This is a genomic window from [Bacillus] enclensis, from assembly GCF_001456935.1.
GTDB classification, from domain to species: Bacteria; Bacillota; Bacilli; order Bacillales; family Bacillaceae_B; genus Rossellomorea; species Rossellomorea enclensis.
This window is the reverse complement of record NZ_KQ758483.1, coordinates 226,852-241,333: the sequence shown is the minus strand read 5'-3', so window position 1 is coordinate 241,333 and position 14,482 is coordinate 226,852. Positions and strand designations below refer to the sequence as shown.

At 40.3% G+C, this 14,482-nt stretch carries 14 protein-coding genes; 5 read left to right on the top strand and 9 right to left on the bottom strand.

Annotated elements, in window-relative coordinates; translation table 11 throughout:
- Positions 1-10: 10 nt before the first annotated feature.
- Together yjbM and AS034_RS08910 are read right to left on the bottom strand one after the other, a co-directional pair.
- Positions 11-676: a GTP diphosphokinase gene (yjbM, locus tag AS034_RS08915; protein ID WP_032089136.1), complete on the bottom strand. Its 666-nt coding sequence runs from the start codon at positions 674-676 to the stop codon at positions 11-13.
- A gap of 44 nt (positions 677-720) precedes the next feature.
- Complete coding sequence (locus tag AS034_RS08910; protein WP_058298259.1) at positions 721-1,092, bottom strand: UPF0738 family protein; 372 nt, start codon at positions 1,090-1,092, stop codon at positions 721-723.
- 128 nt (positions 1,093-1,220) lie between these two features.
- Here AS034_RS08910 and AS034_RS08905 point away from each other — a divergent pair, with 128 nt between their 5' ends.
- The 5 genes from AS034_RS08905 to AS034_RS08885 all read left to right on the top strand — a co-directional run bounded on the left by AS034_RS08905 (position 1,221) and on the right by AS034_RS08885 (position 4,837).
- Positions 1,221-1,805, top strand: coding sequence for a CYTH domain-containing protein (locus tag AS034_RS08905; RefSeq protein ID WP_176716088.1), 585 nt, complete (start codon positions 1,221-1,223; stop codon positions 1,803-1,805).
- A gap of 63 nt (positions 1,806-1,868) precedes the next feature.
- The gene (locus AS034_RS08900) at positions 1,869-2,510 is read left to right on the top strand and encodes a lytic transglycosylase domain-containing protein (protein WP_058298257.1); all 642 of its coding nucleotides are present in this window, start codon (positions 1,869-1,871) and stop codon (positions 2,508-2,510) included.
- Positions 2,511-3,115: 605 nt separating this feature from the next.
- Positions 3,116-3,517 (top strand): globin domain-containing protein, encoded by a 402-nt coding sequence (locus AS034_RS08895; RefSeq protein ID WP_032089140.1) that lies wholly within the window; start codon positions 3,116-3,118, stop codon positions 3,515-3,517.
- Positions 3,510-4,379 carry a ClpXP adapter SpxH family protein gene (locus AS034_RS08890; RefSeq protein ID WP_032089141.1) on the top strand — a complete coding sequence of 290 codons (870 nt, stop codon included), beginning with the start codon at positions 3,510-3,512 and terminating at the stop codon, positions 4,377-4,379. The genes AS034_RS08895 and AS034_RS08890 overlap by 8 nt, the downstream gene beginning before the upstream one ends.
- Positions 4,380-4,654: 275 nt before the next feature.
- The gene (locus tag AS034_RS08885; protein ID WP_032089142.1) at positions 4,655-4,837 is read left to right on the top strand and encodes a hypothetical protein; all 183 of its coding nucleotides are present in this window, start codon (positions 4,655-4,657) and stop codon (positions 4,835-4,837) included.
- Positions 4,838-4,876: 39 nt separating this feature from the next.
- On the opposite strand, the gene pepF is transcribed toward AS034_RS08885, so the two are convergent.
- The 7 genes from pepF to AS034_RS08850 form a co-directional block, all read right to left on the bottom strand.
- Positions 4,877-6,700: an oligoendopeptidase F gene (gene pepF / locus AS034_RS08880; protein ID WP_058298256.1), complete on the bottom strand. Its 1,824-nt coding sequence runs from the start codon at positions 6,698-6,700 to the stop codon at positions 4,877-4,879.
- Between the two features lie 87 nt (positions 6,701-6,787).
- A complete protein-coding gene (locus AS034_RS08875) occupies positions 6,788-7,975 on the bottom strand; it encodes a competence protein CoiA (protein WP_058298255.1) in 1,188 nt (395 codons plus the stop codon).
- Positions 7,976-8,469: 494 nt separating this feature from the next.
- The gene (cls, locus tag AS034_RS08870) at positions 8,470-9,975 is read right to left on the bottom strand and encodes a cardiolipin synthase (RefSeq protein WP_058298254.1); all 1,506 of its coding nucleotides are present in this window, start codon (positions 9,973-9,975) and stop codon (positions 8,470-8,472) included.
- A gap of 136 nt (positions 9,976-10,111) precedes the next feature.
- Positions 10,112-10,783, bottom strand: coding sequence for an adaptor protein MecA (mecA, locus tag AS034_RS08865; protein ID WP_058298253.1), 672 nt, complete (start codon positions 10,781-10,783; stop codon positions 10,112-10,114).
- A gap of 423 nt (positions 10,784-11,206) precedes the next feature.
- Entirely contained in the window at positions 11,207-11,602 is a 396-nt protein-coding gene (gene spxA, locus AS034_RS08860; protein WP_032089161.1) for a transcriptional regulator SpxA, read from the bottom strand.
- 356 nt (positions 11,603-11,958) lie between these two features.
- Positions 11,959-12,531, bottom strand: coding sequence for a GNAT family N-acetyltransferase (locus AS034_RS08855; protein WP_058298252.1), 573 nt, complete (start codon positions 12,529-12,531; stop codon positions 11,959-11,961).
- Positions 12,532-13,093: 562 nt separating this feature from the next.
- Positions 13,094-14,296, bottom strand: coding sequence for a putative glycoside hydrolase (locus AS034_RS08850; RefSeq protein ID WP_244888138.1), 1,203 nt, complete (start codon positions 14,294-14,296; stop codon positions 13,094-13,096).
- Positions 14,297-14,482 lie beyond the last annotated feature (186 nt).

Genomic DNA, 14,482 nt, shown 5'->3' with positions numbered 1-14,482 from the left:
CCCCTTCGTCTCATTGTTTATGAATTCTTTTATCAGTCGAGCCGCTTCCCCTTTTATCTTTTTCCATCTTATTGGTGAATATCGCCTGCGCTTCCTGGATTTCTTCCCTTATCAGGCTCATTTCCTCGTCCAGCCGAAAAGCCGCTTCTGCAGCACGCTGGAGCCGCATCTGTATTCTTTCAGGAAATTGTCCGCTGTACTTATAATTCAAAGAATGCTCAATAGTCGCCCAAAAATTCATCGAAAGGGTACGAATTTGAATTTCGACAAGGATGTTTTTTTCTCCCTTGATCGTCTGTACAGGGTAATCTACAACGACATGATAGGACCTGTATCCGCTCGGCTTTTTATGCGTCACATAATCCCTTTCTTCTATCACTTTGAAATCCCTGCGTGCTCGGAGGCGTTCCACCACAGTGTGTATATCTTCAACGAATTGACACATCATCCTGAGACCGGCGATATCCTGCATCTCTCTTTCTATATCGGATAGAGCTATTCCCTTTTGATTTGCTTTATCCAAAATACTGGCGATCGGCTTCACCCTGCCAGTGACAAATTCAATTGGAGAATGAGTCTGCTGAAATTCATATTCTCCCCGCATCCCTTTTAATTTTACTTTTAGCTCATCCACTGCTTGCTTATATGGCGCTAAAAATTCTTCCCAATGATTCATTGCCTCACCCCACCTGAAACATTCCTTATATTTTCATGACGGAATCAATCGATGAAAGCAGTTTCAACCTTCTTAACCATTTCGTCACCGTAATTCCCGTTTCCTTCTATATTACTGACCAAATAGTCAAGCTCTTCGTGAAAGCCGTCCAATTCGAACGATTCTTCCTCGCTTTTTGCGATAACAGGGCACTTCTCATCCAGTGCTTTTTTCAATTGACCCCATATTGGTTCATCCAGGTATAAATATACATATTCTTCTTCATTTTCCGCCAGATAAACGAACGCAAATTTGTCAGAATCTGCAATGATCTGCCCGGCAGGTTTGATCCCTTTAATCAGCTCATTTTGTTCAGTATGTAAGTGCAAAACACCGTTTTCAAATTTCGCTTCCTTAAATTCAATCATTTTTCTCATGGCTATTTCATCCTTCCTTAAAACAATCAGTCTTATTTTATCATAAGAGAGGATATTCATCTAAACATTGAAGTTCCTTTCCTGAAAAGAGATAATAAAAAGACTAAGTAATGAAAGGATGCTTCACATTGGCACAAGAGATTGAAATCGAATTCAAGAACCTTTTAACAAAGGAAGAATTCTTGCAACTGATAAAGCAATTTTCAATAAAAAACAAAGATTTCAGGGTGCAGGAAAATCATTACTTTGATACTCCCGACTTTCAACTGAAGGAGAAGCAGTCGGCATTGAGGGTCCGGGTAAAGGATGGAAACTCCACTCTTACGCTTAAGACTCCTGTCACAAATGGTTTGCTGGAAACAAACCAGTGCCTTTCTCCCATGCAAGCAGAAGAACTTTTAAAACAGGGACTTTTTCCTGAAGGGGAAGTGAAAGATGTCCTATTAAATATAGGAACTGAAATCCCGTCGCTCCTTCACTTCGGTTCTTTGAAGACAAAGAGAGCTGAACTTGAATTTCAGGAAGGTCTGCTCGTCTTTGATGAGAGTACTTATTTTGATAAAGTAGACTACGAACTCGAATATGAAGTTAAGGATTTTGACACGGGCAAAAAAATATTTTTTGATTTGTTAAAGGAACAAGATATACCGAAAAGGGAAACGGAAAATAAAATCAAACGTTTTTATCGGGAAAAAGTAAGGAGAGAATCGTAAAATAACTCGAATCTTTTCCGATATTATAGAAAACACCTCTAAATGAGACAGGAGCCGTTAGTTATGAATGTTCAACAAATCAAAACGATGATGGAACTGCAGGCAATGAATAAATTGGGTTCGGTTTCCTCTTTAGGCACTGCGGGGCAGAGTAATCAATTGTTTCAACAGCTATTCACCCAGGCCCTAACAAACAGCCAGGGAAATTTGCAGACGCCTGAGAATACACTTGGTGCCGTAAAGAGCCTGTTTGAAACACATCCTGCCTTTACAGTTTCACAACCACCCGTTTCGCTTACCGGGCTTAATAAAAACGATTATAAGACGCCCCCGTCAATAGATGATATTATTACGAAAGCCGCCGATAAATACCAGCTCCCGAAAAAGCTGATTCAGGCTGTTATTCACCAAGAGTCAAACTTCAACCCGGATGCTGTGAGTCCTGCAGGGGCTTCAGGGTTGATGCAGCTGATGCCTTCTACCGCCAGCGGACTTGGAGTGACAAATATTTTCGATCCCGAAGAAAATGTTTTTGCAGGCACAAAATACTTAAGACAGATGCTGGATAAATATGACGGCGACATCGATTTGGCGCTTGCAGCTTATAACGCAGGCCCGGGGAATGTCGATAAGTACAATGGTATCCCCCCTTTCAAAGAAACGAAGGCTTATGTTAAGAAAGTAACCAATGCTTTTTATGCGTGAACGCATAAAATAGTGAGGTTGGTACTAAACTAAAAAGCTACCATACAAAGACGAACAATATCAGTATAGGTTCTTTATACCGCTAATGATTTCCGTGCAAGACTACGCTTTCCGCGGGTAGCCCGTGAGCCTCCGGGATCTCACCTGTCCAGCTGCAGGGCTTAGAGGCACATGTCATAAGTCAAACCGACCAAGAAGGCAAAGAACGCCTTCTTGGTCGATTCGTCTTATGCCACACGCCTCTGATCAAAGCCCCTCCGCTTTTCTTATAAGCTACTCTTCCCGCAGGAGTCTTCGTCTTGCACTCCAATCAATCGCTAGAAAGGGCTAAACTCTAAATGCACTTTGAACAACTTAAAAACCCGAACTAATTTGCCCTATCTTTTGCAAATTAGTTCGGGTTTTACTTAGACTAAAACACTGTTGGTTAAGCCTCTTATTGTTTGCTTTCTTTCGGTTCTCACTTGTTTTCTCATTGGGATAGGGTACATCATTCTGGCAACACTAACTTTACAGATTCTTGCGCCATCAAGGCGATTTGTTTGAGATATACATGAATGCTTGCTAGAATAAACTTACATTCTAAGTAAAAAGGAGTCCTTCTTATGGTCGAGAAACCTAAAATGCCTTATAACTTAATCGGCGAAAAGAAACTCTCCATGCTCGTTGATGCATTTTATAATAGAGTGTCCAAGCACGAGTTGCTTGCACCTATTTTCCCGGAAGATCTAACTGAGACGGCCCGTAAACAGAAGCAATTTCTGACTCAATATTTAGGCGGACCACCTCTTTATACTGAAGAACATGGACATCCTATGCTGCGTGCAAGGCATCTCCCTTTTCCGATCACGGAAGAGAGAGCGAAAGCATGGCTGGGCTGTATGCATGATGCAATGGACGAAGTGGAACTTGAGGGTCCGGTACGGGAAGACTTCTTTCACAGACTGGTCTTGACCGCCCATCATATGGTCAATACGGAAACACCGGAGAGAACCAGCGTTGACTAGTTTACATCATTCAAGTCCGCTCAATTCTTGTGGAGGAGCTGAAAAGAAACCACTTGAAATATATATGTTTGTTGATCCCTTGTGTCCGGAATGCTGGGCATTAGAACCTATTTTAAAAAAGCTCAGGATTGAATACGGCCAGTACTTTCGCATCCGTTATATTTTAAGCGGTCAGCTTTCATCATTAAATATTGCGACAAAGCGTAAACAGGAAGACCTCGCCCAGCAATGGGAGAAAACCGCAAGCCGGTCAGGTATGTCATGTGATGGAAGCTTATGGTTCGATAACCCGATTGATTCACCCTATATTGCTTCGTTTGCAATAAAGGCGGCAGAATTGCAGGGAAAACATTCGGGTATTCGTTTTTTACGATACCTGCAGGAGCGGTTATTCCTTCAAAAACAGGATATTTCGAATTTCGATGTGCTTAAGGATTGTGCTGAGGAAGCAAAGCTCGACCTCAATGAATTTATGAATGATATCCACTCCTACTCAGCATCAAAAGCATTTCAATGCGACGTAAAAATCACGACAGAAATGGATGTCGATGAAATCCCTACCCTTGTCTTTTTTAATGAAAATATCGAAGATGAAGGGTTGAAGGTTACCGGATTGTATTCTTATGAGGTATACGTTCACATCATTGAAGAGATGCTGACAATTAAACCGGAGAAAAACCCTCTGCCGACACTGGATGAATTCATGAAACATTACCGTTTTGTAGCATCCAAGGAAATTGCCGTTGTATATGATTTGTCCATTGAAGAAGTAGAAAAACAAATGAAGAAGTGGATTTTGCAGCAGAAAGTAAAAAGGATCCCTGCAAAGCACGGGACATTTTGGAGATATATCGCTGATTAGTTATTTTAGAATAATGAATATCGTGAGTAACGGGAAAACCCGATGTTGTTTCCAACATCGGGTTTTCTATACGAACAAAGGGGATGGGAGAAATTTTTCACGGTCAAACAAAGGGGTATATGTTTGCTTGTGATCAACTTCACACTGATAATATATCATGTATGAACTTGTATTGGCAAGTTGTTTGTATGGTATTTCACAATATTGTCAAAATCCATGAATGAACTTCATCAGCTTGTCATATAGTGATATAAACCTTCTGAGGAGGTACCACGATGAGATTAAGTCTGAAATTTGTGCTGCTGATCGTATTGATCCTGTTCAGCTTTATCATTCATATTCTTGGGTTGATGAATCTCATCCCGCTTCTCATCACAGCTCCCATACTATTCCTATCACTGTTGATTTTTTTCTATACTGTTGGAAACAGGAAGAGATTCAAGGGATTTAAGTCATAAAGATGGGAGGAGCCAAAACAGGCTCCTCCCTTTTCATCATTATTGTAACTTCTCCAATAATTCTTCCATTTCATTCAGTTTTTCTTCAAATACTTTACAAGCTTCCTCCACCGGTTTGGAGGTCGTCATATCGACTCCTGCCTTTTTCAATACTTCAATAGGATAATCAGAGCTTCCCGCTTTAAGGAATTCAATATACCTTTCAACGGCTGTGTCCCCCTCTTCAAGGATCTGCTTGCTTAATGCAGTGGCTGCCGAGAACCCGGTAGCATATTGATATACATAATAGTTGTAATAGAAATGAGGGATGCGAGCCCACTCAAGACCGATTTCCTCATCGATGGAGATCTCGTCCCCAAAGTATTTCTTATTGAGTGCGTAATATTCTTTTGTAAGGAAATCAGAAGTCAAAGCTTCCCCTTCCTGTGCTTTCTTATGGATCAAGTGCTCGAATTCTGCAAACATTGTTTGTCGGAACACAGTGCCCCTGAACCCTTCCAAATAATGATTTAATAAATATAAGCGTTTCTTTTCATCATCTATCGTGTTCAATAGATAGTCATTCAGTAATGCTTCATTGCATGTTGATGCGACTTCCGCCACGAAGATTGAATAGTGACCATAAGTATATGGCTGTGAGGATCTTGTATAATAACTATGCACACTGTGCCCGAATTCATGTGCCAATGTAAACAGATTGTTGACATTGTCCTGCCAATTCATGAGGATATAAGGGTTGGTGCCGTACGCTCCCGAGGAGTATGCACCGCTTCGTTTTCCTTTGTTTTCCACAACATCCACCCAGCGGTTATCAAATCCGTCTTTCAGGACCGAAGCATAGTCTTCACCCAGCGGTTCCAGTCCTTTTAGGATCATTTCTTTCGCTTCTTCATAGCCGATTTCCATTTTCACTTCTTTTACAAGCGGCGTATAAAGATCATACATGTGGACCTCATCAAGTCCGAGTACTTTCTTACGGAGCTTCACGTAACGCTGCAGCAGGTGAAGATTCTTATTCACCGTTTCTACAAGGTTATCGTACACCTGCTCAGGAATATTGTTATTAGATAACGCCGCGTGCCGCGCAGAATCATAATTTCTGACACTTGCTGTAAAGTTATCTTTCTTTACAGCACCGCTGAGTGTCGAGGCAAATGTATTTTCAAATTTCCCATACGTTTCATATACCTTTTTAAATGCTTCTTCACGCACCCGTCTGTCACTGCTTTCAAGGAAACGAATAAAGCGGCCGTGTGTAATATCCACTTCTTCCCCATCCTCATCCTTAATGCTTGGGAATTCCAAATCTGCATTATTCAGCATCCCGAACGTATTGCTTGCTGCACTGAACACTTCAGAAGCTTGGGCCAAAAGGGCTTCCTCTTCAGCAGATAACACGTGGGGGCGCTGCAAATTGATCTCTTCCAGTGCATGCTTATATTTCTTGAGTTTTTCCTTTTCCTTGAGGAAGCCTTTCAGTGTGTCTTCATCGATCGAAAGGATTTCAGGCACAAGATATGCGAACTTGCTGCCTAATTGGGTATAGAGACTTTTTGCACGGTCATCCAGCCCCTGATAATGTGAATTCGTGGTATCCTGGTCATAGCGCATGTGAGAATATGTATAGACCCTGCCCATTCTTTCCATAATTTCATCTTGAAAGCTCAAGGCTTTATACAGTTGATCAGAACTGCTGCTTAACGTTCCTTTGAATTCTTCGGCTTTATTGATCATTCCTTTGATTTCTTTATATTCTTTCTCCCAGGCTTCATCACTTTCAAAAATATCTTCCAGCCTCCAAGTCAAGTTTTCTTCCACTTGATCTCTGGTTGGCAGACTTTTTGTTACTGTGTCATTTGACATATACATCCTCCATTCTGAATCTACAGACTATTCCTTATAGTTACATTCTCTCTCAAGCAGGATATTCCTGCAAGAAAACAATCTTGATTAGTCCTTTTTTAATATATGCTTCAATTTAGGAAATAAATCATGTTCGTGCTGTTGATAGTCGATGAAGGTTTTTGGACAGATCCATTTAGCGGTTAACTTATAGCCTTTTCCCCTTTTTTTCTGTATGATCTCTAATTTTTCTAATAAGCATAGATAATCATTGATTAATGTTTTAATGCTGCTGCCCGTCGAATGCAGCGGGAAATTCCTTGTTTCAATACTCCCATTTTCCAGCCTGCGCATGAAGGCACTATAAATCATCTCTCTAGTGAAATAGGGGGATTTTTTGAGTACATCTTTCCAAATGTAGTATTGCCACTGAAGTGGATGGGTTTTGATCAAGGTCATGTGAGGAATGACCGGTAAGCCGATAAACAACGGTAAATAAAGGAATGTATCACCTTCTCTATATACTTCAGAGAGAAACGGATCACGGCGGGCGGAACTGAACTGTATTTTGTTATTTATCCATTTTTCCCTGTAACGTTTCCAGTTCTTTAGAAAAAGGGAATTTGCTTGATCCGGAGGAAGAATGGATACCGGGATAGTGAATGTATCAAGTGGGATTTCGATTTCTTTTGAGAAGAAAAATGAATTTGTGCTTACTGGTGTGAGATGCGGAAAGATCGTGAAAGATTCATTCGAGGGATCAAAGTGAAGCAGGTAAAAGTGAAGTTCCTCTGAAAAACGGATGAATCCCTGCTGGAAACTTGTTAATTTAAGGGGGGTGCCGATAGTCAGGGGCTGGGTTAAGATCCATATGGGATGTATGTTCCCTTTTCTAAAACCTTCTGTCCTCTCTTTTATTTCGGAAAGTGGAATCGTGCTGCATTGAATCTCGATTGCAATCCGATATCCTCTCTCCGTGATGAGGAGATCGGGAATCTGCTGAACCTCTTTTACAAAATGCTCCAGCTTTACATCCTGAAATAGCTGCGACAGTCTTTTATATAACAAGGCTTTGCTCCATATATGGTCAGGGGTTTCCTTTTTTGTTTCAAGTATGCATGGGAGCTTTGAAGTGTGAGCAAAATGCGGGATTTTTATATTACCGATCTTGAGGATCAAGGGGGATGAACAGTGAGGACAGGTAAACGTTTTTAAACTTTTCCTTAAATTCAACAGTTCTTCTTTAGAATGGTGAATGGCCGTAAAATGCTGATGATCCATTATAGCTGTTAACATAGAACACCTCCTTCAAATCTTATTCGACACGAATTGGAAAAATCCTGCAAAAAAGAGGTTGGGACAAAACTAAAATATTGTCATATAAAGACGAAAATATCAGTATAGGTTCTTTATATCGCTAATGATTTCCGTGCAAGACTACGCTTTCCGCGGGTAGCCCGTGAGTCTCCTCGGCAAGCCTGCGGGAAGAAAAGCGGAAGGGCTTTGTTTAGAGGCTGGTGGCATAATGCGAATCGGTCACGAAGGCGTTCTTTGCCTTCTTGGCCGGTTTGACTTATGACATGTGCCTCTAAGCCCTGGAGCTGGACAGGTCTCACATAAGCTACTCTTCCCGCAGGAGTCTTCGTCTTGCACTCCAATCAACCGCTAGAAAAGACTAAAACCTAAGTGTTTTTTTAACAAATTAAAAACCCGAACTAATTTGCCGCATTTTGTGCAAATTAGTTCGGGTTTTACTCAGACAAAACATTTTTGTCCCAGTCCTCTTTCTATTATAACAATGGCGACATCAAACGGGAGGTGGATTCAAGTATTCGATATCCCATATGCCTTTTCTGAAATTCGTCGTGTGAAAGTTCGAAGGAATGCTCCAGGTCATTCAGGTATTCGTCCACGAGGGATTGGGTGCTCGTCGTTTTATACAGGAAGGCATTTACTTCGAAATTCAAATGAAAGCTCCTCATATCCATATTGGAAGTGCCAATTGAAGCTAACTCTTTGTCGACAATGACTATTTTACTGTGCATGAATCCCTTTTGATATTCATATATCCTCACGCCTGCTTCCAATAGTTCAGGAAAATATGACCTGGAGGCATGAAACACAATTCGCTTATCAGGTTTATGCGGGACAAGCAGCCTGACATCCACTCCGCTCAACGCGGCAATTTTTAAAGCTGAGAAGATATCTTCATCCGGTATGAAGTAAGGGGATGCAACCCAAACGCTTTCCTGTGCGGAAGTGATCATTGAAAAGAAAATGTTTTTCAGTACACTAAGTTCATTGTCCGGACCTCCTGCTATCATCTGTACCCCTCCGTCATGTATTTCACTGACGGGATCGGGGCTGAGATAACCCGGAGTAAGGAAGTCATCATTTGTCATATAATACCAATCCTGAAGGAAAATAAGCTGGAGCGTGCGGACAGCCTCTCCTCTGACAAATAGGTGGGTATCCCTCCAGAATCCAAAACTCGGGTTTTTCCCCAGGTATTCATCTCCTATGTTAAGACCCCCGACAAATCCGATGCTTCCATCAATGACAATGATTTTACGATGATTTCGGAAATTGAATTTATTATTAAGGAATGGGATCTTCACCGGGCCGAACGGTACAACTTCAATCCCCGCATTTTTTAATTCCCTGAGATACTCATTTGATAATTGCCATGCCCCTACAGCATCGTAAAGAAACCGGACTTTTACCCCGTCCCGGGCACGTTCGATCAACACATCTTTTATCTGGTTCCCTATATCATCATGGCGGACGATATAATATTCCATATGGATATGATGCTTGGCTGTTTTTAGCCATCGCAATATTTCACCGAATGTTTCCTGCCCATTAGTCAATACTTTCGTTTCACTTGAAAAGGAAATGGCACTGTTCCCGATTCGCTGGGCGAGCTGTACATGTTTTTCCTGATAGAACCCGAACATCTCCGGATTCATGTCCTTCGGGCCTGGTTCATACTTATTGTAGGTCTCCTTATCAAGGATATGCTTTTTCTTGTACATTTTCTCCTTCCGGTAATTCCTTCCGAATAAAAGGTAGAAGATAAAACCAAGAAAAGGGAAAGCACCAAGGACGACGAGCCAAGTAAGTGTTTGAGTCGGATGACGATTCTCAATGAATATTAAAAAACCTATGATTATGACTGAAAACGTGAACAGTAAACTTACGTATTTTATCATACCTTCAAAATATTGATCCAAAAAGTAAAAGTAGCTGAGGCTTATGGCTGCGATAAATATGAGCACTTTCACCGTATTCTTCATTTGTTACACCTTCCTGTGAACTCAAAATAAACAATTATGTAGTTTATCATTGATATTTGTTAAAAAAATTTAATTTATCCATTCAATCACACTTAATAAAAAAATACCGATTTCAAGATGAAACCGGTATTCGCGCTTATGAAAAGTATGCACTTAGTGTTTCGAATACATTTTGGTCGATGACAACTTTACCATACTCCTCAAGACGATGAACGGTCATTCTTGACTCGTCTGCGTACTCAAGCAAGATGCTCAACATGTCATCGATTTCTTCTTCTGAGAAGTGCTCCTCTGAAAACTTGATATAAAGGTAATAATTATTTTCAAAAGCAAGTAACTTCGTATCCAAGTTTTCAGCGGATATATCCTTCAATCTCTGCGATAAAGAAATGGAATCTTCGAAATCACTGAACTTAAGTGTGAAATCCAGTGCAACTTCCGTATCTTCGTCCTGGTCCTGTTTGATTTGGAAGTGTTGATCAAGCAGCTCCTCGATCCGTTCGTCGACAGGAAGCTCTTTTAATTTATCTTCAGGGATTGGCAATTCAAAACGTTGACCATCCTTGGAAACCTGCGCCCTTGTGACAAGTACTTCAAGTCCTTTGTCCAAAGCCTGTACTTGGATCCATAAGGGACCCTCGATACCGAAATCTTCTTCTTGATGAACTTCATCCATCATTTCCCAGAAAAGTTCTTCGCTTCTTTCTCGGTTATACCAGATTTCCTCACGATCAAAGCCTCTATCCTCTATATCCCCATATGAAATATAGAATTTAACTGTATTTTCATTTATGCGTTCGATTTCCATTTAACACCTCTCCCTTCTTGCGTAAAATTAGTGAAGGGACTACACCCCATGAGCTGTAAAGCCCGACTGTCTGACTGAAATGCCAGACTGTTGGTGAAGACAGAAGATACATTTAAGTTAGTTTGTACCTTGTACTTCTATTTTATGTTATCTGTACGTAAAATGGAATTAAATTAACACCCATTTTTCATCTGGACAGATTGAACTAAATCAATTGTTTTTGACATTTTAGCTAATATTTGCAGAAAATTCAAGTGATAATACTTATTACTAAGTTATGTCACAGCTAACCGTTTCCGTGCAAAAATTAGTGGAAAAATAAAAAGGCTAACCCGCAAGGAAACAAAACGTCCTTTAAGGGTCAGCCCCTTTTAATTGTATATTCCCGCAGACTTAAAAAGATGCGGGAATGTGAATGATTGATTAATTAACCATTCTTTGAGCTTCAAGAAGTTGAAAAGTGCGTACCTTCCTTGGAAGGAAGCGTCTAATTTCATCTTCATTATATCCAACTTGCAAACGCTTTTCATCCAGGATGATCGGACGTCTAAGTAATCCAGGATTCTTTTGGATAAGCTCAAACAATTCTTGAAGTGGTAATGTTTCTAAATCCACATTAAGCTTCTGAAAAGTCTTGGAACGTGTAGAAATGATTTCATCAGTACCATCCTCAGTCATGCGGAGGATTTCCTTGATTTCGTCAATGCTTAAAGGCTCAGAGAAAACGTTACGCTCTGTATATGGAATCTCGTGCTCTTCTAACCAAGCTTTTGCCTTGCGACAAGATGTACAACTAGGTGAAGTGAATAATGTAACCACGTCATTCACACTCCCTTAAATAGTTTTTAGTAGTGTATGATATAGAGTATTTTATTTAAACAGCTGCGTTATTTAAAATTAGTTTAAATAAGAAATCTCTATTATGTATTATACATGAATTGCGAGTCGATGAACATACTTTTAATGAATTTGTCAAACTTCTTACACATTCGTTTAACATAAGCTATATATTTATGTTTCTAAATAATATTTACCCGCTTTTCTAGAGGGATAAACATTCTTTTTACAACTTACTATTTTCATTTAGAAAACCTTATTGCGAATCGCAATAAGGTTTTCTGAATAGTATTTTGTTTACGTAATCAACAGTTAGCAAAAGTTTATTTCCATGTTTTTTATAAATCTTTCAACAAGTCTTCTTCTCGATCTTCGTCGCGCTTTAGGACTTCATCCACCGGCTGATAGGATGCACCGTAGAATTTCTCGTCCTTGTAGGTATGGATCAGTTCGTACGTTTTTTTCATGGAATCAAAAATTAATTCCTCTGTCTCTTCATTGGGTGCCCAATATAAAATTTCCATTGCGTTTACTTCATTTGTAGCAAGGGATTTCCTGGCATATCCGATACTTACTGCATGCTCGAATCCTTCCCTCTTGTAAAACTTCAAACGCTTTTCAGTATCCGTGTCTTCGTAATCGACAGGTTCTACCTCAAGGATGATCGGTTTATTCTTTGTCTTCAGCTTTTCAAGAAGTTTATGACCAAGTCCCTGGCCACGTGCATCCTTAGAAACGAATAGATAATCAATAAAGATGAATTCATCAAGTTCAGCATACATCAATACGTGATGCTGCCCCTCATCTTTATGATATATTTCGCTTCGTTCCTTAAGAAGCGTTTCGAGATGTTCTTTTGATTTCATTTCCTCGACCGGGAAATATTGATTAAGCTTTTCATACCAATGCATGTACCTGCTCCTTTAATTGAATTTTTCCGACTAACGGGATAAAACTATTTTTCTCATAATTGAATGGATTATGTCAGTTGTTAGTCTTTTCTGTGGAATTAATTTTAATAACGGTTTTGCAGGATATGAGTCCTGCTAAGGGGGAGATGTGGTTGTAAAGCGGTTAATGTTACCATTTTAATCATAACAATCTCAGCGCGATTGTCAAATGATATCCTACCATCAATCTTGACCCTCCTTTGAATACATGCATTGTGAGTATTGAGTTTAAATACCGCTATTGATTTCCGTACACATGTCATAAGTCAAACCGACCAAGAAGGCAAAAAGCGCCTTCTTGGCCGATTCGTCTTATAACACACGCCTCTCTTCAAAGCCCTTCCGCTTTTCTTATAAGCTACTCTTCCCGCAGGAGTCTACGTCTTTCACTCCAATCAACCGCTGAATAGAGTAAATTCTGATGTACATGCAAAAAAACCGAACCGATTTGACATCTGAAATGCTAATCGGTTCGGTTTTTTATTGAGAATAAAACACTTACGCCCCTCATCCTTCGATTAAATCAGGGGGTGTAGTCTACACCTTCTGTATAGGAGTTTCCTGCATCCCATAGCAGGAATTCGTTGATACCCTGGTCGTTCAGGGCTTTGATTTGAGCTTCGATTTCAGCTTTTCCATATGTTTTGTAGTTTCCGCTTCCTAACCATGAAGCAGTGAAATCTTGAAGCCACGGTCTTGAAATCGGGGGATCCTCAAGTTCAGCCAGTTTCTTATTTTCTAGTTTTGCATACTCTGTCACAAGTTCATACGGCTGGAGATCCGGCTTTGCAATCCCGAAGTATGGCGTCCAGTGACTTGGATAGATCATGGAGGATATGACATCCACATGTTCAGAGATTTTCGAGAAGTTCTGGCCGATTCCAGGTGCCTCCGGGAGAGTGGCTGTGTATCCGAAGATATCGACGGATACTTTTACTCCATACGGCTTTAATTTCTCCTCGGCATAGGCAACAAAATCAGTCACGGCCTGCACACGTTTTTGGACATTGTCCTTTTCTTTATCTGTATACTCACCGGTACTATATTCCAGTTCCTTGTCTCTTTTTTCAAACCCTTCCGGGAATCGTACATAATCAAACTGGATTTCCTGGAATCCCATTTTCGCTGCTTCGATTGCGATGCCTACGTTATAATCCCATACTTCTTTAAGAAATGGATTCACGAACGATTCGCCGCGTCCGTTTTTCCAGACCTGTCCGCCGTCTTTATAGGATAACTCAGGCTTTTTATTTGCCAGGACAGTATCTTTAAATACAACGACCCGGGCAATCGGATAAATTTGTTTTTCTTCCAATTTATCAAGCAGTGATTTAGGATCCTTAATATACGGCTGGCCAATATCAGCATATGAGGAAGATGCTTCCGGTTCATATGTAAGATTCCCATTGTCATCCTTAATATCGATTACCATCGCATTTAGATCCGTCGAATCGACCAGGTTTGTCAATTTATTGATACGCTCCCCTCCGGCGGAATGTCCCGTGACATATACTCCCCTGATGGCGTCAGGATATTTAAAAGTATAACCTGAATCATATACAAATCTTGGTGGTGCAGCAGGAATTTCCTTTTTGCTCAGCGTCAGAGTCCTTTTTTCATGGCTGCTTTCAGCTTGACTATCTTTAGATTCGGCACTTACTGATTGAATGGGCAATACACACATTGTGATCAAACAGAAAGATGTCGCCAGCTTACTCCATTTCAACATTAACCTCTCCTCTTTAAAAATAACTATCTACTAAAAATTGTAACACTTGTTACTATTTTAACAAGGAAATAACTTCAAGGAACAGGGAATATACACCTAAAGTGGGTGAATTTCCGAGGAAATCAGTTTGACTGATTTCTGTAACGATATATCTCCCTCAAAAAGGATTTTCAGAATAACATT